Annotated in this window: 18 protein-coding genes; 7 read left to right on the plus strand and 11 right to left on the minus strand. The window is 69.5% G+C overall.

Annotated features, from left to right (window positions below):
• The first annotated feature begins 9 nt into the window (after positions 1-9).
• Both A5759_RS17920 and A5759_RS17925 read left to right on the plus strand, forming a co-directional pair.
• Entirely contained in the window at positions 10-636 is a 627-nt protein-coding gene (locus tag A5759_RS17920) for a precorrin-8X methylmutase (protein WP_064393920.1), read from the plus strand.
• Positions 633-2096: a precorrin-2 C(20)-methyltransferase gene (locus tag A5759_RS17925; protein WP_064393921.1), complete on the plus strand. Its 1464-nt coding sequence runs from the start codon at positions 633-635 to the stop codon at positions 2094-2096. Before A5759_RS17920 ends, A5759_RS17925 begins: the two co-directional genes overlap by 4 nt.
• 10 nt (positions 2097-2106) lie before the next feature.
• Here the strand turns inward: A5759_RS17925 and A5759_RS17930 are convergent, their stop codons facing one another.
• The 3 genes from A5759_RS17930 to A5759_RS17940 are packed head-to-tail and all read right to left on the minus strand — an operon-like array spanning position 2107 to position 6454.
• A complete protein-coding gene (locus tag A5759_RS17930) occupies positions 2107-4677 on the minus strand; it encodes a multicopper oxidase domain-containing protein (protein WP_068199965.1) in 2571 nt (856 codons plus the stop codon).
• Entirely contained in the window at positions 4674-5762 is a 1089-nt protein-coding gene (locus A5759_RS17935) for a hypothetical protein (RefSeq protein WP_068199966.1), read from the minus strand. Before A5759_RS17935 ends, A5759_RS17930 begins: the two co-directional genes overlap by 4 nt.
• Positions 5759-6454 (minus strand): metalloregulator ArsR/SmtB family transcription factor, encoded by a 696-nt coding sequence (locus A5759_RS17940; RefSeq protein ID WP_064425614.1) that lies wholly within the window; start codon positions 6452-6454, stop codon positions 5759-5761. Before A5759_RS17940 ends, A5759_RS17935 begins: the two co-directional genes overlap by 4 nt.
• Before the next feature lie 58 nt (positions 6455-6512).
• Between A5759_RS17940 and A5759_RS17945 the strand changes: the two genes are divergently transcribed.
• The 3 genes from A5759_RS17945 to A5759_RS17955 all read left to right on the plus strand — a co-directional run bounded on the left by A5759_RS17945 (position 6513) and on the right by A5759_RS17955 (position 9587).
• Entirely contained in the window at positions 6513-7271 is a 759-nt protein-coding gene (locus A5759_RS17945) for a DUF2249 domain-containing protein (RefSeq protein WP_064393925.1), read from the plus strand.
• A gap of 82 nt (positions 7272-7353) precedes the next feature.
• Complete coding sequence (locus A5759_RS17950) at positions 7354-8451, plus strand: phosphotransferase family protein (protein ID WP_082694871.1); 1098 nt, start codon at positions 7354-7356, stop codon at positions 8449-8451.
• A 206-nt stretch (positions 8452-8657) separates the two neighbouring features.
• Positions 8658-9587 carry a VOC family protein gene (locus tag A5759_RS17955; RefSeq protein ID WP_068199967.1) on the plus strand — a complete coding sequence of 310 codons (930 nt, stop codon included), beginning with the start codon at positions 8658-8660 and terminating at the stop codon, positions 9585-9587.
• Between the two features lie 25 nt (positions 9588-9612).
• On the opposite strand, the gene A5759_RS17960 is transcribed toward A5759_RS17955, so the two are convergent.
• The 4 genes from A5759_RS17960 to A5759_RS17975 are packed head-to-tail and all read right to left on the minus strand — an operon-like array spanning position 9613 to position 13041.
• Positions 9613-10356 carry a cobalt-precorrin-6A reductase gene (locus A5759_RS17960; protein ID WP_068199974.1) on the minus strand — a complete coding sequence of 248 codons (744 nt, stop codon included), beginning with the start codon at positions 10354-10356 and terminating at the stop codon, positions 9613-9615.
• On the minus strand, positions 10356-11111 hold the full coding sequence (gene cobM / locus A5759_RS17965; protein ID WP_064418408.1) for a precorrin-4 C(11)-methyltransferase: 756 nt from the start codon (positions 11109-11111) through the stop codon (positions 10356-10358). The genes A5759_RS17960 and cobM overlap by 1 nt, the downstream gene beginning before the upstream one ends.
• Positions 11108-12286 (minus strand): bifunctional cobalt-precorrin-7 (C(5))-methyltransferase/cobalt-precorrin-6B (C(15))-methyltransferase, encoded by a 1179-nt coding sequence (locus A5759_RS17970; RefSeq protein ID WP_068200138.1) that lies wholly within the window; start codon positions 12284-12286, stop codon positions 11108-11110. The genes cobM and A5759_RS17970 overlap by 4 nt, the downstream gene beginning before the upstream one ends.
• Positions 12283-13041, minus strand: a complete 759-nt coding sequence (locus A5759_RS17975) for an SDR family NAD(P)-dependent oxidoreductase (RefSeq protein ID WP_068199975.1) — start codon at positions 13039-13041, stop codon at positions 12283-12285. Before A5759_RS17975 ends, A5759_RS17970 begins: the two co-directional genes overlap by 4 nt.
• Before the next feature lie 35 nt (positions 13042-13076).
• Here A5759_RS17975 and A5759_RS17980 point away from each other — a divergent pair, with 35 nt between their 5' ends.
• A complete protein-coding gene (locus A5759_RS17980) occupies positions 13077-13502 on the plus strand; it encodes a F420-dependent biliverdin reductase (protein WP_064393929.1) in 426 nt (141 codons plus the stop codon).
• A gap of 8 nt (positions 13503-13510) precedes the next feature.
• Here A5759_RS17980 and A5759_RS17985 read toward each other — a convergent pair whose 3' ends face one another.
• Positions 13511-14638, minus strand: a complete 1128-nt coding sequence (locus A5759_RS17985; protein WP_068199981.1) for a Xaa-Pro peptidase family protein — start codon at positions 14636-14638, stop codon at positions 13511-13513.
• A gap of 69 nt (positions 14639-14707) precedes the next feature.
• On the opposite strand from A5759_RS17985, the gene A5759_RS17990 reads away from it, so the two are divergent.
• Positions 14708-15664, plus strand: coding sequence for a 5'-3' exonuclease (locus tag A5759_RS17990; protein ID WP_068200140.1), 957 nt, complete (start codon positions 14708-14710; stop codon positions 15662-15664).
• 12 nt (positions 15665-15676) lie between these two features.
• Here the strand turns inward: A5759_RS17990 and A5759_RS17995 are convergent, their stop codons facing one another.
• Genes A5759_RS17995 through tatC form a run of 3 tightly spaced genes read right to left on the minus strand, consistent with a single transcriptional unit; the run spans position 15677 to position 20261 of the window.
• The gene (locus tag A5759_RS17995; protein WP_064418269.1) at positions 15677-16498 is read right to left on the minus strand and encodes a DUF4333 domain-containing protein; all 822 of its coding nucleotides are present in this window, start codon (positions 16496-16498) and stop codon (positions 15677-15679) included.
• Between the two features lie 60 nt (positions 16499-16558).
• Positions 16559-19327, minus strand: coding sequence for an RNA helicase (locus A5759_RS18000; protein WP_068199985.1), 2769 nt, complete (start codon positions 19325-19327; stop codon positions 16559-16561).
• Entirely contained in the window at positions 19311-20261 is a 951-nt protein-coding gene (tatC, locus tag A5759_RS18005) for a twin-arginine translocase subunit TatC (RefSeq protein ID WP_064418271.1), read from the minus strand. Before tatC ends, A5759_RS18000 begins: the two co-directional genes overlap by 17 nt.
• Between the last annotated feature and the right edge of the window lie 43 nt (positions 20262-20304).

Consider the following 20304-nt stretch of genomic DNA (forward strand, 5'->3'; position numbering starts at 1 on the left):
GGTGATCGCGTGCTCGACTACATCCGCGACGCCGGGGAGATCTACCGGCAGTCGTTCGCGACGATCCGCGACGAAGCGGATCTGTCGCGGTTTCCCGAGGATGTCGCCCGGGTTGTCGTGAGGTTGATCCATACCTGTGGTCAGGTCGACGTCGCCGACCACGTCGCGTACCGCGATGACGTCGTCGCCAGGACCCACGCCGCGCTGAACGCCGGCGCCCCGGTGTTGTGTGACTCGTCGATGGTCGCCGCGGGGATCACCAGGTCACGGCTGCCCGCCGACAACGAGGTGGTTTCGCTGGTGGCCGACCCGCGCGCCGCCGACCTCGCCGCGCGCCTCGGCACCACCAGGTCCGCGGCGGCAGTCGATCTGTGGGCCGAGGGGCTCGACGGCGCGGTTCTGGCGATCGGCAACGCGCCGACCGCGTTGTTCCGGCTGCTGGAGCTACTCGACGAGGGCGCCCCGACTCCAGCGGCGGTGCTCGGCGGCCCGGTCGGCTTCGTCGGCTCGGCGCAATCGAAACAGGAACTCATCGACCGCCCCCGCGGGATGTCCTACCTGGTGGTGACGGGCCGTCGCGGCGGCAGCGCGATGGCCGCCGCGGCCGTGAATGCGATTGCGACGGAACGGGAATGAGGGGCACGCTCTGGGGTGTCGGGCTGGGCCCCGGTGATCCCGAACTGGTGACCGTGAAGGCCGCACGGGTGATCGGCGAGGCCGACGTCGTGGCGTACCACAGCGCACGACACGGCAACAGCATCGCGCGCGGTATCGCCGAACCGTACCTGCGGCCCAGTCAGATCGAGGAGCACCTGGTCTATCCGGTCACCACCGAGACCACCGACCACCCCGGCGGCTACGCAGGCGCGATGGAGGACTTCTACCGCGAGGCCGCCGACCGCATCGCCGCCCACCTGGAGGCCGGTCGCAACGTGGCCCTGCTCGCCGAGGGCGACCCGCTGTTCTACAGCTCCTACATGCACATGCACACCCGGCTCACCGAACGGTTCGATGCGGTCATCGTGCCGGGGGTGACGTCGGTCAGCGCGGCGTCGGCGGCGGTGGCCACTCCCCTCGTCCAGGGCGACGAGGTGTTGACGATACTGCCGGGCACGCTGCCCGCCGACGAGCTTCGACGCAGGCTCGCCGACACCGACGCGGCGGTGATGCTCAAACTCGGTAGGTCGTACCCGGCTGTGCGCGAGGCACTCTCGGCAACGGGTCGGTTGGACGACGCGTTCTACGTCGAACGGGCCAGCACGCCGCAGCAGCGGGTGTTGAGCGCCGGCGAGGTCGACGACGAGACCGTGCCGTACTTCTCGCTGGCCATGCTGCCGGGCCGACGCGATCGGGAGGCGCCGACCGGAAGCGTCGCGGTGGTCGGACTGGGTCCGGGCAGCACCGACTGGATGACCCCGCAATGCCGTCGTGAACTCGCCGCGGCCACCGACCTCATCGGCTACGGCCCCTACCTCGACCGGGTGGGCAACCGCGCCGGGCAACGCAAGCATCCCAGCGACAACACCGACGAGCCTGCCCGCGCCCGACTCGCGTGCACGTTGGCCGAGCAGGGCCGCACGGTCGCGGTCGTGTCCTCCGGCGACCCGGGGGTTTTCGCGATGGCGACCGCGGTGCTCGAGGAGGCCAAGCAGTGGCCAGGGGTTTCGGTGCGGGTGATCCCGGCGATGACGGCCGCGCAGGCCGTCGCCAGCCGGGTCGGCGCGCCGCTGGGCCACGACTACGCGGTGATCTCCCTTTCGGACCGCCTCAAGCCGTGGGACGTGATCGAAGCCCGACTGACCGCCGCCGCCGAGACCGACCTGGTACTGGCCATCTACAACCCGGCGTCCAAGACCCGCACCTGGCAGGTCGGTGCGATGCGCGACCTACTGCTCGAGCACCGCGATCCCGGCACCCCGGTGGTAATCGGCCGCGACGTATCCGGCCCCCGCGAGGAGGTGAAAGTGGTGCGCCTTGCGGACTTAGACCCCCGCGACGTCGACATGCGGTGCCTGCTGATCGTCGGCTCCTCGCAGACCCAGTGGTACACCGATGACGGCGACCGGGTGTTCACCCCGCGCCGGTATCCGGAGTGAATCTGGGGGCCTACCCGGGTTGCGCGGTGACCTGGATGATCCCGTGGGCGCCGCGTTCGGCGTCGACCATCGCGTGGGTGACGAACGGATAACGCCCGGGCTGATCGAAGCTCAGCTCGACGAAACCGCCTTGGGCCGCTGACAATCCGAGGGCCTGCGCGCCGCCGGGGCCCGGCCGCAGCCGGTAGTCACCCTCGGACCACACGGTGTCGAACTGGCCGCCGACGACGTGAAAGGAACTGCCCCGGTTCGGCCCGGCCGCGAGTACCCAGATCCGCACTCGCTCCCCGATCCGCGCGGTCAGCGGCGCGTGGTCGTACTGGTTGGCGTAGCCGTTGAACACCACCAGGTCGGGTTTGTCGGCGGCGACCTTGGCTGCGTCGACCTCGCCGCCCTGCGGGCCGAGGTAGTACTCCGACTGCACGAGAAGGTATTCGCGGTCGACAGGGGCCAGGTCCGGCGGGTCGATGACCACCGCTCCGAACATGCCGTTGGCGATGTGCACCGACATCGGCATCGTCGAGCAGTGATACATCCACACACCGGCACGGCTCGCGGTGAACCGGTAGACCAGGCGTTCGCCGGGTTGGATGGTGCGCATCGGCACGTCCGGGGCGAGCGCCCCGGCATGGAAGTCGATCGAGTGCCCGATCGTGCCGTCGTTGACGAGGGTGACCTCGAAGACGTCGCCGACCTTGCCCCGCAGCGTCGGCCCGGGCGCCGTGCCGCCGAATGTCCACTGCCGCTGCGTGATTCCCGGCGACACCTCCCGCGTCGTCTCGGTCACCGCCAAGGTGACGCGGTGATCGGGCGTCGCGGCGGCCAAGGCGGGGTCACGCGGCACGAAATCGGGGCCGGGTGTCGCCGCGAGACTGCGCGCGACGTCGTCACCGGCGATCGACGCCGCACTCACCTGGTCGTGGTGGCCGGCGTGTGCCTCGGCCCCCGTCGCGCGCACCGACATGGTCATGCCCATCTGCCGGTGCCCGGCCACCGAACACCAGCCGTCCATATCGGCGCCGATCACCCCGGCATCGAGGACGGCGGTTTCCCCGACCGCGAGGCGCCCGGTGCTGGCCCCGTTGGCCAGGACCAGATCGTGACGGTCCGAACCGCTGTTGACGAGGGTGATCACCAGCCGGTTGCCCACGGGCACGTCGATGGTGTCGGGCACGTAGCGCATCCCCTCGACATGCACCTCGACCTCGGTGGTCTGTCCGGTGGCGGTCACCGATACCTGCGGCTCGTCGGCGATTCCGACCGCGGCGGGGTCGGCGGCCACCGCGGCCGCGGCCGTCAACACCACGACAGCCAGCCCGGCGGCCGCGACGCCGAGCCGCTGGCGCACCGGCGGCCCCGACGGCGGCGGCCCCGGCGTCGAGGGCGTATCGCGGAGCTTGCGTGCCCGCCACACCGCCCGCACCAGCAGCGGCAGGAACGCGGCGTAGGCGGTCAGCACCAACACCGACGCCGCCACCCGCAGCAGGCTCGGGGTCGGCAGCACGCACAGCAGCAGCGCGACGTTGGCGACAGCCAGCCGCCACGGTGCGCCGCGCTCCAGTTCGAATGTCGCCGCGATGGAGGCGGCGCGCCCGCCGACGACGATGGTGGTCAGGTACGACAGCGCACCGAGCAGAACCTGAACCAGGAACCCGGCGAGCACCGCCGCGGTGAGCGGATCGGCCCGGTCCAGCAGTGCGGACCATGTCGGTGCGGTGGCGAAGGCGACCACGGTGTAGCTCAGCGAGCCCAGCAGCCACACCACCCCGCACAGCACCGACAGCGTGGCGAAGTTGCCCGGCCGCTTGCGGCGGACCTCGTCGAGGTGGGGCCACAGCACGTAGCCGGCCGAAATGAGGTAGGCCAGCGCGCCCGCGGCGGTCATCGTCGGCGAGCCGGCCACCGCCGCCGACACCGCCACCACCAGACCTCCGATCAGCAGGGGCAGACCGCGCCGGGCGGCGACCTCGACGCCGTCCGCCATCCGGGTGCGCAGCATCGTCGGCCACAGGGTCACCAATGTGCCCAGCACCGTGAGACCGATGAACCCGAACAGGTTGACCGCGGCGTGGGCCACGACGAACCGCTCGTGCAGGGCGCCCGGCAGCGCCGCGTTGGCCATCGCGATGCCGAGCCCGGCCCCGACCGAAAGCAGCGCTGCCGCAGCGACGTAATAGCGCACGGTGTCGCCGAAGCGCGAGGGCAGCGCGCTGCGCAGTTGCCGCACCAATGTGACGGCATGAGTCAACGCGACGGCGGCGACCGCGACACCACCGGCCAGCACCACCGGCCAGAAGGAGACGGCCATCCCTGCGACCACCGCGACCGCGCCGACGTTGAAAATCGCGAGAGTCCAGGCCTGCCCGGACCTCGACGGGTCTTGTGGACGGCGTAGAAGCGCATCGGTGAAGTGCCGGCTCCAGATGAGGATCGCGTTGCCTGCCGCCCCCAGACCGAGCAGGTGGATCAGCAGCCAAGTCGATATCGGCACCGACCTGTGGACCAGTGCAATCACGACAAGTGCTGCAAGCCAGGCGAATACCATCGACCCGACCCGCAGATGCCACTGGGAGCGGTTCATACCGGCGCCCCGATCGTCTGCCGCGTGGACGCGCGGACCGCGACGCCGATGAACGCGAGCACCGCCACGATGTTGAGCACGCCCCCTGCCTGCACCGCCCACTCGACGCCGCGCACGTCACCGATGACTATGCGCAACAACAGCGATGCGTGCAGCAGCATGACCGGCCCGTACATCGCCGGGGTGTACGGCAACGGGCGTCGCAGCACCGCGGGCAAGATGACCGGTGCGTGGGCCATGATCATCGACAGCACGAATCCGAGCATCACCGCGTGCACGATCGCGTCGTATCCGCCGCCCGAGCTCACCGCGCCGACGACAAACCACGCCATGCCGGGAACCAATAGCCACGCGTAGCCGGCCAACAAGCACACCGCCATATACCGTGTGAGGCCTGTCGTGTGGATGGTTCGCCTGGCGACGTCGAATCGAAACAGCCAGCATGCGACCCCGAGGACCGCCGCACCGAGAAGTGCGAAACCGACTGTCGGCCAGACCAACTGCGTCACCGCCCCGATGACGAGTGTGACCGTTGCCGCGCCGAGCAGCATCTCGGCGCGGGTATCCGACAGCGCCACCCGCGCCAGTTCCATGCGCTCCCCCGCGATGGTCAGGATGAGGAAACCGGCCAGCCAGCCGAGCAGGTCCGACGCGGGAAACCCGGCCGCCCACAGCAGCGCCGCTCCGGTCGCCAACACCGCACCGGCGGCTTGAACCAGCACCGCCGCATCCCAACTGCGCTGCCACAGCGGCACATACACCGCGACCAGTAGCGCGGCGCCCGCCAGAAGGGCGGTGTCGGCGAGGGGTCGCGGGGCAGGGCTGACGAGAAGAATCGCCCCCAGTCCGGACAACGCCGGGGCCAGATAGCACCACCGCCGACCCGATGCGACAGCGCGTTCCAGCGCGATCACGGTGCCGACGAACCCGAGCACGAGCACGATGCCGTGCACCTCGGCCAGCCGGACCGTCTCCACCGGGGCGGGTAGCCCGAGACGCAGCAGCGCGGCATCCAATCCGGCCAACAGCGCGAAGCCTCCCGGTATCAGCAACACCGCCCGGAGCGGAATCCGATTCTCAGTCATGGGTTTTTCACCACCGGATCGGGTAGGAACAACCGACAGGCGCCGGGTTCGGCGAACGGGATCAGGTCCAGGCCCGGCCCGGTGGGCGCATCGACGCTGTGCAGCAACCCCTCGACGATGCCGAGGTGGACCTGGCAGACCACGCTCGGGTAGCGACGGGCCGCGTCGAGCAGCGGACAGCGCCGCAGGGCCACCCCACGCTCGGCGCCCTCGTCATCGGGAGCGAAGCCCAACCGGTCCAGCGCGTCGAGGACCGCCTGGCGCGGATCATTGGTGGTGCGGCCGATCTCTTCGGCCACCTCGCGGCCCCACTCGACACCGGCGGCCCGGGCGTCGCGCTCGGGCTCGGTGCTGGTCCGGGCGATGTGCCCGGCCAGCGCAGTGGCGAGGCTGGCGTAGTCGCGGACCCGCAACGCGGGGTCACCCGCCGAGGGCCGGTACAGCGCCGCCGGCCGGCCACGTCCGGCGGCGGGTTCGGTGGCGCGCTCGACGAGGCCGACGTCGACGAGCGCATCCAGGTGCTCGCGCACCGTGTTCTGATGCAGCCCCAGTTCGGCGGCCGCGTCGACAGTCCGTACCGGAGCGTGCGCCCGCACGTGCTCGAGCACCCTCAACCGCTGTCCCGACAACGGCACGGGACCGGTCGCGGACGGCACCGGAGAAGGCCCGAAAGGCGGCGCACTATTTACCACGGAAATTATTGTAGTAAATTGCTAGCTGTAGGACCAGCACAGCCGAAAGGGACCCGTCATGACTGTCAACGAACTGATCGTCGCTACCACACCCGCGGACGCGGAGGCGGCCGAGACGGTGAAGACTCACCACGCTGAGCTGGCCGGACACCTCAAGGCTCTGACCGAGGCGATGTTGACGGCGGCCGAACGCGGCGCCGGTTTCGAAGCGGCGCGCGCCGCGGCCACCGAATTCCTGACCGACGAGTTGCTACCGCACGCCGCAGCCGAGGAGGCCCGGCTGTATCCGGCCGCCGCCCACACCGACCGGGCCCGGCCGCTGATCGAGTCGATGATCGCCGCGCACCGAGTCATCGGCGGTCTGGTGGACCAGGTCCGCACCGAACAGTCTCCCCTGCGTGCCGCGGCGGCCGGGCACGCGCTGCGGGTCGTGTTCGAGGCCCACCTCGTCGACGAGAACGACCGGATCCTGCCGATCGTCGCCTCCGACCCGGAAATCTCGCTCGCAGACTCCCTCGACGGAATGCACGAACTGATCGGCGGTCATCACCATGCCGAGGGCGGCCACAGCTGCGGTTGCGGAGCCGACGCCGAGGAGCCCGTGCTCGACGTGCGCGAGGTGCCGCACTCGATTCGGCACGCCACGGTGTTCGGCGCGTTCGACGCGGTTCCGGTCGGGGGTGCGTTGGTGCTCGTGGCTCCCCACGACCCGGTGCCGCTGCTGCGCCAGCTGCACGACCGCACAGCCGGCCGGATCTCGGTGGACTACCTCGAGCGCGGGCCGGAGGCCTGGAAGCTGCGCCTGACCCGGCGCTGACGGGGGCGCCGGGGTTCGTTGACGACTGTCGCCCTTACCGATACGGTTTCGGCTCACACCCGCAACCACTGAGGGAGGCGCCGTGGGGCAGCAGACCCCGTCGACCGACGAGGGCACCGTCGTCACCATCCCCCGCGGCCCTGCCGATGTGACGCCCCGTTGGCTCGCCTCGGCGCTCGGCGTGGACATCGACGCCGTCGACGTGCTCGCGATCGGCACCGGACAGACCGGCGCCACCTACCGGGCGGCGGTGACGTACGCCGGCGACACCGACCTGCCCGCGACATTCGCGATCAAGCTGTCCGCCCAAGACGATGCGGTGCGCGAGCGGGTGGCGCTCGGTTACCGCTCCGAGGTCGAGTTCTACTCGCTGATCGCCGATCAGGTGGCCATCCCGATCCCCGGTTGCTTCCACAGCGACATCTCGCCCGACGGAACGGATTTCGTCCTGGTCCTTGCCGACATGGCCCCGGCCGTGCAGGGTGACCAGATCGCCGGGTGCAGCGTTGTAGAGGCACGGCTCGCCGTCGAGGCGCTCGCGGGCTTACACGGCCCGAGTTGGCGCGACGACCGGTGGATGCAGCTGGCCGGAATCGTGATGCCGAAACCCGGTGATGACGAAGCCGCCAAGGGCATGGGTGACGTCTGCAAGATGGCCGCCGACATCGTCATCGACCGCCTCGGGTCCTCGATCAGCGCCGAGGACCAGGAAACACTCTCCGCAGCAATGGCTTCGGTTACCGACTGGCTGAAGGCCGAACCGGACCGCTACGCGCTCATGCACGGCGACTACCGGCTCGACAACATGTTGTTCGATCCCGACCACACCCGCATCACGGTGGTCGACTGGCAGACCATCGGCATCGGGCTACCCACACGCGACCTCGCGTACTTCACCGCGACCAGCCTCGAACCGACGGTGCGCGCGCAGATCGAGCGTGACCTCGTCGAGCGCTACCACCGTGCGCTGATCGGTTACGGCGTCGGTGATTACGATCTCGCCACCTGCTGGAACGACTACCGTCTCGGCGTCGTGCAGGCGCCGCTGCTCGTGGCACTCGGTACGGCGTTCGCGACGTCAACCGAGCGCGGCGATGAGATGATGCTGGCGATGTTGAGCCGCGGATGCCGGGCCATCCGCGAACTGGAGACCTTGGAGCTCATCGCGTCGTATCGGTAGGCCGACCGGTGAAGTAAGAAGTCGGTGCCTGCACACCACGGAGGATCGGGGCGGCTGCTGCTCCCAGCTTGCTCGACCGTGGCGCCGCGGAATCCCCTGTGAACCTTCTCGAGCGCTGCGTCGTAGAAGTCTTCAGATTCGCTGGAACGAGGGCATCGGGAAACGTCGGCGTTCGACGCAGACTCGACAGACTTCTAAGGAGCACCATGGCATTACACGGCTTGGCCAAAGCCACTATCGGCGTACCTCACGTCGACGAAACCGTCGCCTATTACACCGAGTTCGGCCTCACCTACCGCGGAGGCGGCGTGTTCGCCACCCGCAACGGCGGTGACCAACTCGAAATCGTGCATACGCTTAGGCGCCGACTGGTCGAGCTGACGGTTGCGGCCGATGACGAAGACGACATCGCACGCATCGCCACGGGGATCGCCGCCTTCGGCGCCGAGGTCCAGCGCTCACCCACCTCGTGCTCGGCGTTCGAACCTGTTACCGGTACTCGGGTCGCCGTCGAGATCCGGCCCCGGATCGTCGTCGAACCAGCCGTCGCCGCTACTGCGTACAACGGCCCGGGACGCATCGACCGTTGGGGCCGCGCACCTTTCACCGCTCGGCGTGGGCGAGTCCAGCCGAGTAAGCTCGGCCACGCGGTGATCGGTTCGGTCGATCTGGAGACGACGATGCGGTTCTTCGTCGACGGGTTGGGCTTCAAGGTCAGCGACTACATAGGAGAAAGCGCCGCCTTTCTACGCTGCTCCGTTGAACACCACAACCTCTTGGTCATGGCTGCGCCGGTCAACTTCATGCATCACACCAGCTGGCAGGTAGACGACATCGACGAGGTCGGCCGCGGCGCTCAGATGATGCTGGAGGGCCATCCCGAGCGCCACATTTGGGGTCTCGGTCGCCACTATGCGGGCGCGAACTTCTTCTGGTATCTCAAGGACCCGGCGGGCAACTTCTCGGAGTACTACTCCGACATGGATACCGTTCCGGAAGACGAACTGTGGAGCCCAGAGGTGCTTCACGGCCTGCGGGGGCTCTACGCCTGGGGGCCACCCCCTCCACCGTCGTTCCTCGAACCCGACGACCTGGCAGCCCTGATGATCGGTGCCCACGCTGCTGCGAGGCAGTGAGCACAACCGCGCAAGAGCCTTGCGGTCAGTCGCTCCTCGGCGCCTTCCGAATCGCCGTGACCCATTCGACCGCCTCGTCCACCGTGGCGACGCTGGTCGCCCCCGCGGGCAGCGGCGGCCGGTCCACCATCACCACCGCGACCCCGAGCGCGGCGGCGGCGTCCAGCTTGGGCCGCGTCATCGACCCGCCGCTGTTCTTGGTGACCAGCGCGTCGATGCGGTGCTCACGCAGCAGCGCCAACTCGTCGTCGTAGCGATACGGCCCGCGCGACAGCAGGACCTGATGCCGCGACGGCAGGTCCCCGACATCGGGTGGGGTGACGGCGCGGATAAGGAACCACGCGTCGACTTTCCGGAACGCCGCGGCGCCGGATCGCCCGGTGGTCAGAAAGACCCGCTGAAACCCTTCGGCAGCAACGACCTTCGCGGCTTCGCGATCGTCACCGACCACGATCGCGTCGCCGGCCGGCCAGGCGGGTCGCGCCAGCACCAGGTGCGGCAGCCGGAGTTCGGCGCAGACGGCGGCGGCGTGGGCGGTCATCGTTGCCGCGTACGGGTGGGTGGCGTCCACGACGGCGTCGACCTGTTCGCCGCGCAGCCACTGCCGCAGGCCCTCGACGCCACCGAACCCGCCGATGCGCACTTCGCCGACCGGCAGCGCGGGGTCGGGCACCCGTCCGGCGAGGGAGCTGATCACCTCGACGTCGGGGTGCAGCCGCGCGGCGAGCGCACGCGCCTCCGATGTGCCGCCCAACAACAGGATTCGCATCAGTGTCGTCCCCGCCGTACTCGCCCTGACGAGTACAGGTAACTGTCGGCGAACCCCTCGGCCGCTAGCACGTCGCCGACGACGATGACCGCGGTGCGGGTGATCCCGGCCGCCTTCGTCTGCTCCGCGAGATTCTCGAGCCTGCAGCGCACCACCTGCTGCTGTGGCCACGACGCGAACGCGACCACCGCGCATGGGGTTTCGGGCCGGTAACCACCGGCCCGAAGGTCCGCTGCGATCGTGTCGATCTGCGCGGCCGCCAGGTGCAACACCAGTGTGGCGCCCGGCGCCGACAATGTCTGCAGGTCCTCCCCCGGCGGCATCGCGGTCGACAGGGTGGCCACCCGGGTCAGTGTGACCGTCTGCGCGACACCGGGAACCGTGAGCTCGCGGCCCAGTGCGGCCGCAGCCGCGGCGAATGCCGGTACACCGGGCACGATTTCGTAGTCGATGTCGAGTTCGTCGAGGCGGCGGCACTGTTCGGCCAGCGCACTGTAGATCGAGGGATCGCCGGAGTGCAGCCGCGCCACATCGAGATTCGCGGCGTGGGCGTCGGCGAGTTCGGTGATGATCTGGTCGAGTGTCAACGGCCCGGTGTCGACGACGCGCGCGTTCGGCGGACACAGCGCGAGCAGATCCTCGGGCATGATCGAACCGGCATAGAGGCAGACCGGGCAGCGCTGCAGCAGTCGCTGTCCCCGAACGGTGATCAGGTCGGCAGCACCGGGGCCGGCGCCGATGAAGTAGACGGTCATCGTTTGGTCACCGACCACTGGGTGATCGGCATGGCCGGGCGCCAGCCGGTGAAGCCGCCGAGCGGCTCGCCGCGGTGGTATTCGAAGCGCCGTAGCTCCCCGCCGTGACGTGAATACCACTGAGCAACAAGAGATTCGGATTCAACCGTGACGGCGTTGGCGACGAGCCTGCCGCCGGACCGTAACCGCTCGAAGCACGCCTCCAACAGGCCGGGTTGGGTGATGCCGCCGCCGATTAAGACGGCGTCGGGCGCCGGTACGGAGTCGAAGGAACCGGGCGCATCGCCATGCACCTCGACACGCGCACCGAACGCCAGGGTGTTATCGGTGATTCGTTTGCGGCGTTGCTCGTCGCGTTCGAATGCCACCGCGCGGCAACCCGGCCCGCTGCGACACCATTCGATCGCGATGCTGCCCGATCCGGCTCCGACGTCCCAGAGCAGTTCGCCGGGCCGCGGTGCCAGGGCGGCCAGCGTCACCGCGCGCACCGGTTGTTTGGTGATCTGCCCGTCGTTGGCGAACATGTCGTCGGGCAGCACCCCGAGCCGCCGTTCGTCGGGCAGGTAGCGCACCGCGACCACGTTGAGGTCGTCGACGTCACCGGGAGGCCGCGCCGCCCATTCCCGTGCTGTGGCGGTCCGGCGCCGCTCGGCGGGCCCGCCCAGTTGCTCGAGCACGGTGACCTCGGAATCGCCGCGGCCGGTGTCGGTCAGCAGGCGCGCCAACGCCGCGGGAGTGGAACGGTCGCGCGACATCACGACCGCCTGCCCGCCGCGGCGCACCGCGATGTGCGGGTCAGCCGACACCAGGCTGATGACCTCGGTGTCCTGCACCGCCCAGCCCACCCGCGAGCAGGCCAGGGTCACCGACGACACGTGCGGCAGCACCGTCACCCGGTGCGCGCCGTACAGCCGGATCAGCGAGTTGCCGACGCCATGCAGCAGCGGGTCGCCGCTGGCCACCACGTGCACGTCGCCCTCGGCCGCGTCGAGCAGCGTGCGCAGGGCGGGCAGCATCGGTGACGGCCACTCCCGCCGCGGCGCGGTGACGGTGTCGTCGAGTAGCTCCAGTTGACGCCGCGAGCCGTAAATTACGGTGGCTCTTGCGAGTTCGGCCTTTGCGACCGATGACAGTCCTGGCATTCCGTCGGCGCCGATGCCGACGACGATGATCACCGCGGTAACCTCCGCCACACGAACCGCGGCGTCATCCGGAACGCCGCCGCCAGCACGGCCAGTGGCGCGGGCACCCACACCCTGGCGCGGCCCTTCCGCAGCGCACGCACGGTGGCGTCGGCGACCTGCCCGGGCGTGCTGGACAGCGGCGCCGGTGCCATGCCCTCGGTCATCCGCCCGATCACGAACCCCGGCCGAACCACGAGCAGGTGCACCCCCGAGCCGTGCAGGGCGTCGGCGAGCCCACTGCAGAACCCGTCCAGCCCCGCCTTCGCGGACCCGTAGACGTAGTTGGCGCGTCGCACCCGGACGCCGGCCACCGACGTGAACGCGACAATGGCCCCGGCGCCCGCGCCGCGCATCGTGGCGGCCAGCACGGTCAACAGGCTGACCTGGGCGACGAAGTCGGTGTGCACGATCGCCGCAGCGTGCGCGGGGTCCTTCTCCGCCAGGGCCTGATCGCCGAGGATGCCGAAGGCGAGCACCGCGGTGTCGACCGGGCCGTGGTCGGCGACGATGGAGTCGACGAGCGGTCCGTGGGAGCCCAGGTCGTCGGCGTCGAACTCGCGCACCTGCACGGCGACGGCGCCGGCAGCGCGGACAGCGGACACCTCCGTGGCCAGCTCGTTGGAGCGGCGCGCCGCCAGCAGCACCACCGCTCCGGGCGCCAGACGCGTGGCCACCTCGAGGCCGATCTCGCTGCGCCCGCCGAAGACCACGACCAAGGGCGGACGAGAGTCAGCCGTGTCTGTCATGGCTGCGATTATGTCCTGCGCTACGGTGAAGCCCGATGGCCCAGTCCAGCCGCCGGGCGACCACCCGGCTCACCACCGACGCGCTCGCGTTCTTGTCCGAGCGTCATCTCGCCATGCTGACGACCCTGCGTTCGGACAACTCGCCGCATGTCGTCGCCGTCGGTTTCACCTTCGATCCGACCACCCACATCGCCCGCGTCATCACCAGCGGCGGGTCCCAGAAGGCCGTGAACGCCGAGCGCCAAGGCGTCGCGGTGCTGAGCCAGGTCGACGGTGCGCGGTGGCTGTCGCTCGAGGGCAAGGCCAAGGTCAACACCGATCCCGACGCCGTCCGCGACGCCGAATTGCGCTACGCACAGCGCTACCGCACGCCGCGGGTCAACCCGAAACGCGTCGTGATCGAGGTCCGTGTCGAGCGGGTGCTGGGCTCCTCGGACCTGCTGGACCGGGTCGCCGACTAAACCGCGGCTCAGCCGACGGGCACGACCACCAACTCGTGCGGCCGGTTGTTCACCGGTTCGGCGCCGTCGGCGGTGACGATCACGATGTCCTCGATGCGCGCGCCCCACTCGCCGGGAAAGTAGATGCCCGGCTCGACGGAGAACGCCATGCCCTCCTCGAGGGTCAGCGTGTTGCCGGCGACGATGTAGGGCTCCTCGTGCACCGACAGTCCGATGCCGTGGCCGGTGCGGTGCACGAACGCGTCGGCCAGGCCCTCGGCGGCCAGCACGTCGCGGGCGGCGGCGTCGACATGTTCGGCGGTGACGCCGGGCCGGACCGCATCGACCGCGGCGCGCTGGGCGCGCTGCAGCACCGCGTAGCGACGAGCGATGTCGGCATCCGGTTCGCCGATGCTGTAGGTCCGGGTGGAATCGGAGTTGTAGCCGGGCTCGTACGGTCCGCCGATGTCGACGACCACGATGTCACCGGCGCGCAGTTCGCGGTCTGAACACTCGTGGTGCGGGTCGGCACCGTGCGGCCCTGAACCGACGATGATGAATGCGACCTCCGAATGTCCCTCGGCGACAATGGCTTCGGCGATATCGGCGGCGACGTCGGCTTCAGTGCGGCCGGGCACCAGGAAGTCGGGCACCCTGGCGTGCACCCGGTCGATGGCCGCCCCCGCGTTGCGCAGCGCGTCGATCTCGGCCGGATCCTTGATCATCCGCAGCCGACGCAGCACGTCGGTGGCCAGCACCGGCACCGCCCCGAGGACCTCGGCGAGAGGAAGCAGGTGCAGGGCGGGCATGGAATCGGTCACGGCGCTCTTCAACGGCGCCCCTCCGAGCGCCTCGCCCACGAGTGCATACGGGTCGTCACCGTCGACCCAGTCGCGCACCGTCAAGCCGAGTTCAGGCACCGCCGACTCCTTGAGCGCCGCCAATTCCAGCCGCGGCACCACGATGGTCGCCTCGCCGTCGGCCGGCAGCACCAGCGCGGTGAGCCGCTCAAAGGTCTGCGCGCGTGAACCGACCAGATAGCGCAGGTCGTAGCCCGGCGTGATGACCAGGCCCGCGAGACCGGCATCGGCGGCGGTCGACGCGGCGGCACGCAGCCGGGATGCGTAGACATCGGTGCTGAATCGGTTGGCCGTCATGGGATTCAGGCTAATCCGCGCCCGGATGGGTGGCGACCGCGCTCGTCGGTCGCGCTACTGTCAGTGACCGTGGCCGCTCCCCTCGTCCTGCTCGACGGCGCCAGCATGTGGTTTCGCTCCTACTTCGGGGTGCCCAACTCGATCACCGCGCCCGACGGCCGCCCCGTGAACGCGCTGCGTGGCTTCCTGGACGCGATGGCCACGGTGATCACCCGGGAGCGCCCCGGCCGGCTGGTGGTGTGCCGCGACGACGACTGGCGACCGCAGTGGCGCGTCGACCTCATTCCGTCCTACAAGGCGCACCGCGTGCTCGAGGAGAACCCCGAGGGCGAGCCCGACGTCGAGGAGGTGCCCGACGAGCTCACCCCGCAGGTCGACATGATCTTCGAGATCCTCGAAGCATTCGGCATCCCGACCGCGGGCGCTGCGGAGTGCGAGGCCGACGACGTGCTGGGCACGCTGGCCGCGCGTGAGAAGCGCGATCCCGTCGTGGTGGTCAGCGGCGATCGCGACCTGCTGCAGTTGGTGCGCGACGAACCGGTCTCCGTGCGGGTGCTCTACCTGGGCCGCGGCCTGGCCAAGGCCACCAAATGGGGTCCGAAGGAAGTGGCCGAGACGTACGGGATTCCGGTGGATCGGGCGGGCCCGGCGTACGCCGAACTGGCTCTGCTGCGCGGCGATCCGAGCGACGGCCTGCCCGGCGTGCCCGGTATCGGGGAGAAGACCGCCGCAACGCTGCTGGCACAGCACGGCTCGCTGGAGAACATCCTCGCCGCGGCCAACGACCCGAAGTCGAAGATGAGCAAGGCGTACCGAACCAAGCTGCTCAAGGCCGCCGACTACATCGAGGCGGCGGCCCCGGTGGTCAAGGTGGCCACCGACGCCGACCTGGACTGGTCGACCCCGAGCGACACGATGCCCCTGGCCGCCGAGCATCCCCGCAAGGTCGTCACACTCGCCGAAACCTACGGCGTCACGTCATCGATCGGGCGGCTGCAGAAGGCCCTCGACGGGCTCGACGGCTAGCGACGACCAGGGTTACTTGGGCCTGCCGACCTCGTAGGTGCCCTCGTCGTCCTGGAAGGTCACCGTCACCTGGCGCTTGGTGCCGTCGATGCTGACCTCGCAGTTGAAGGTGCCGCCCTTCTCGACGGTCGGATTCTGGCCGTCATTGCACTTGACGTCCTTGACGTTGGTGGCGCCGTATCCGTTGGCCTCGTCGGTGAGAATCTGCTGAACCCCGGACTGCGCGGCGTCGATGTCGAGCTTGGTGGTGACGAAGAAACCCGGCTTCCAGAAGCCCAGCACCAGCACGACCGCGACGATGACCGCCGCCAGCAGGCCGATCACGCCGCCGATCACGGCCAGCGAGCGCTTCGAACCCTCCTCCGAACCCGGTTGGCCGTACTGCGGGTACTGGCCGAACTGACCCGGCTGCTGGCCGTACTGGCCCGGTTGCTGTCCGTACTGGCCGGTCTGGTCACCGTATTGGCCGGGTTGCTGCTGGTAGCCCGGCTGACCGGGCTGCGCGTATGGCTGCCCGTAGTGCGGCTGGCCGTACTGCCCCGGCTGTTGATACGCCTGCGGGGTGTACTCGCTGGGCGGCTGTCCGTACTGTTCGCCACCCGGGTACTGCTGCGGCGGCTGGTACGCCGGCTGCTGGTACTGCGGGTACTGCTGCTGGGCCTGCGACGGGTCGTAGGCAGGCGGCTGCCAGCTGGGCGCCGCCTGGGTCGCGTCGCCGCCCTGGGGCTGCCACGGCTGGTTGGCCGATGGATCGCTGGACGGCTGGTCCGAAGGCTGTTCCGGCTGCTGGCCTGGCCACGACTGCGTCGGATCAGATCCCTGCGGTCCGCTCATATCACTCCTTGTTCACCCGCGGCCGAGCCGCGGATACCTCGGCGTCTTGCCCCCGACACATTACCCCGCATCAACAGCGACGACGCCGCGTCGAACGTCGTTTATCGCGCGTTTTGCGGCGCTCCGCAACGCGGCGCTGGGTGCGGCGTTGCGCACCTGGTCGAGTAGGTCGAGGACCTGTCGGCACCACCGGACGAAATCACCCGCCGACAGCGGTGATCCGCTGCCCGTGGCATCCGAGGCGGCCAGGGCGCTGGTCAGGTCGCCGGTGGTGGCCCACCGGAAAATCGCGGCGACGAACCCGTCGTCGGGTTCGCGGCTGCCGGTGATGCGGTGGCGCTGTTCGTCGGCGCGCAACTCGGTCCACAGCCGCTGCGTCTGGTTGAGGGCGCGGCGCAGTCTGCCGGTCGGGATGTCGAAGCCCTCGCGAGCGCCCGGCGTGTCGCCGCGCGCTTCGTAGAGCACCGCGGACACGACGCCCGCCAGCTCGGCGGCGTCGAGTCCCTCCCAGATGCCGGTGCGCAGCGCCTCGGCCACCAGCAGGTCGCTTTCGCTGTAAATGCGGGCCAGCAGGCGGCCGTCGTCGGTCACTTTGGGGTCGTCCGCGGCGCCGCTGATGAATCCGCGCTCGGTCAGCAGCACCACGATCCGGTCGAACGTGCGCGCCAGCGAGTTGGTCGCCGCGGCCACCTTCTGCCGGATCTGTTCGTTGTCGCGTTCGATGCGCAGGTACCGCTCGGCCAGCCGCGCCTTCTCCTCCCGGTCGGGACGGTGGTGAACCGGCTGCGCGCGCAATTGCTCGCGCAGCGCGACCAATTCTGGGTCGATGGCGCGTTCGGCCGCGGCGCTCCCGCTGCGCTTGCCTTTTCTCGACGGCACGTCGAGGCGTTCGGCCGCCGAGTTGAGCGCCGAGGCGAGGTCGCGCCGGGCTCGCGGGTTGCGGTGCTCGACGCGTTTGGGCAACCGCATGGTGCCCAACGGGGCAGACGTTCCCGCGTAGTCGGCCGACGAGATCCGCCCCGCCCAGCGGTGTTCGGTCAACACCAGCGGGCGCGGGTCCTCGTCGTCGCGGGCCGGTTCGAGCACGACGGCCAAACCTCCGCGGCGACCGTGCGTGATCGTGATGATGTCGCCGCGGCGCAGCGAGGCCAGCGCCTCGTTGGCGGCCCTGCGGCGCTGCAGTCGCGAGGCTCGCGACTGCGCGCGTTCGCGTTCGGAGATCTGCATCCGCAGCCGGACGTAGTCGAGGATCGCGTCGTCGCCCAGTTCGGCGCTGATCTCGGTGAGCATCCGCTCACCGCGCTCGATACCGCGGCGCAACCCCACCACCGAGCGATCGGCCTGGTACTGCGCGAACGAACTCTCCAGCAGTTTGTGCGCCTGGGCCGGGCCCATCTGCCGGACGAGGTTGATGGTCATGTTGTACGACGGCGCAAACGAACTGCGCAGGGGGAACGTTCGGGTGGACGCCAACCCGGCGACCTCTGCCGGTTCGACATCCGGGGTCCACAGCACCACGGCGTGGCCCTCGACGTCAATGCCGCGGCGGCCCGCCCGCCCGGTCAGCTGCGTGTACTCACCGGGGGTCAACGGCACGTGTTGTTCGCCGTTGAACTTCACCAGCCGCTCCAGCACCACCGTGCGTGCGGGCATGTTGATTCCCAAAGCCAGTGTCTCGGTGGCGAATACCGCCTTCACGAGCCCGGCGGAGAACAGCTCCTCCACGGTGTGGCGGAACACCGGCAACATGCCGGCGTGGTGGGCGGCCAGCCCGCGCAGCAGGCCTTCGCGCCACTCGTGATAGTCGAGGACGATCAGGTCGGACTCGGGCAGATCCCCGCAGCGCCGGTCGACGACCTCGGCGATGCGGGCGCGTTCCTCGTCGGTGGTCAGTCGCAGCGACGACCGCAGGCACTGCTTGACCGCGGCGTCGCATCCCGCGCGCGAGAAGATGAAGGTGATTGCGGGCAGCAACTCTTCGCGGTCCAGCGTGGCGATCACCTCGGGTCGCGACGGGGGCCGGTACATGGTCGGCCTGCCCCGGTTGCGGCCCCGACCGCGCGGCTGCCAGTCGGACAGCCGATCCGCTTCGCGCCGATGTGCGATGTGCCGCAACAACTCCGGGTCGACGAGTAGCTCCCGGTTGGGTTTCGTGGTGCCGCGGGCCGCCCGGGTGGCGCGGTAGTCGAACAGGTCGAACAGCCGCTTGCCGACCAGGACGTGCTGCCACAGCGGAACCGGACGGTGTTCGTCGACGATGACCGCGGTGTCCCCGCGCACGGTCTGGATCCAGCCGCCGAACTCCTCGGCGTTGCTGACCGTCGCCGACAGGCTCACCAGCCGCACCTCGTCGGGCAGGTGCAGGATGACCTCTTCCCACACCGCGCCGCGCATGCGGTCGGCCAGGAAGTGAACCTCATCCATCACGACATACGAAAGACCCTGCAGCGTCGAGGAATTCGCATAGAGCATGTTGCGAAGAACCTCGGTCGTCATGACCACCACATCGGCGTCACCGTTGACCGACTGATCACCGGTGAGCAGTCCGATCTTCTCCGGACCGTAGCGCAGCACCAGGTCGTTGTGCTTCTGGTTGCTCAGCGCCTTGATCGGCGTCGTGTAGAAGCACTTTCCGCCCGCCGCCAGCGCGAGGTGCACGGCGAACTCCCCCACCACCGTCTTGCCCGCGCCGGTGGGTGCGCACACCAGCACACCGTGCCCGTTCTCCAGTGCCTCGCAGGATCGGCGTTGAAAGTCGTCGAGCGCAAACGTCAACTGTTCGGTGAAACGGGCCAGCTCGCAGCCCAATTCACTAGGTGGCGTCGTCATCGACCACAAGTCGTGCGGACGTCGGCACAGTGCTGGACGCTTCGATGGGTTCGGCGGGTTCGATTGGCGCGGCCGTGTCGTCGGAGATGTCTTCGAGCGCGGCCCGACGCGCCTTGCGTCGGTCGTGCAGCCGCGCGATCTGAATCGCGAACTCGAGCAGCACGGTCAGGGCGAGCGCCAGTGCCAGCATCGAGAACGGATCCGATCCCGGGGTGAACAGCGCGGCGAACACGAACAGCGCGAAGATCAGCCCGCGGCGCCACGCCTTGAGCCGCTCATAGGTCAGCACTCCAACGGCGTTGAGCATCACGATCAGCAGCGGGAACTCGAAGCTGAAACCGAACACCAGCAGCAGGTTGATCAAGAAGCCGAAGTACTGATCGCCGGACAGCGCGGTGATCTGCACGTCGCTGCCGACGGTCAGCAAAAAGCCCAGCGCGGTGGCCAACACCACGTAGGCAAGCACCGCGCCCGCCACGAACAGCGTGGCGCCGACGGTGACGAACGCGACCGCGAACCGGCGCTCCTTCTTGTACAGCCCGGGCGTGATGAACGCCCACATCTGATACAGCCACACCGGGCAGGCCAGCACGATGCCCGCGGTCAGCGCGACCTTCAGGCGCAGCATGAACTGGTCGAAGGGTGCGGTGGCGAGCAGACGGCATTCGTCGTCGGGCGCGATCGTCGCCCGCGACGAGGCGGGCAGATCGCAGTACGGGCCGCGCAGCCAGTCCCCGAGGCTGGGCAGCCCGAACACGCCGTTGCTGTACCAGAGGAAGCCCAGGATCGTGGTGAGGACGACGGCGGCCGCCGAGATCAGCAGCCGGGTGCGCAGCTCATGCAGGTGCTCGACCAGCGACATCGTGCCATCGGGGTTGACCCGCGAGCGCCGTCGGCGAGGATCGAGCTTCTTGAAGAGTCCTGGGGTCTGCACGGCATGCCTACTGACGCGGCAGCGTGGCCGCGGTCAATCGATT

Source organism: Mycobacterium sp. 852014-52144_SCH5372336 (assembly GCF_001665615.1).
Lineage (GTDB): Bacteria > Actinomycetota > Actinomycetes > Mycobacteriales > Mycobacteriaceae > Mycobacterium > Mycobacterium neumannii_A.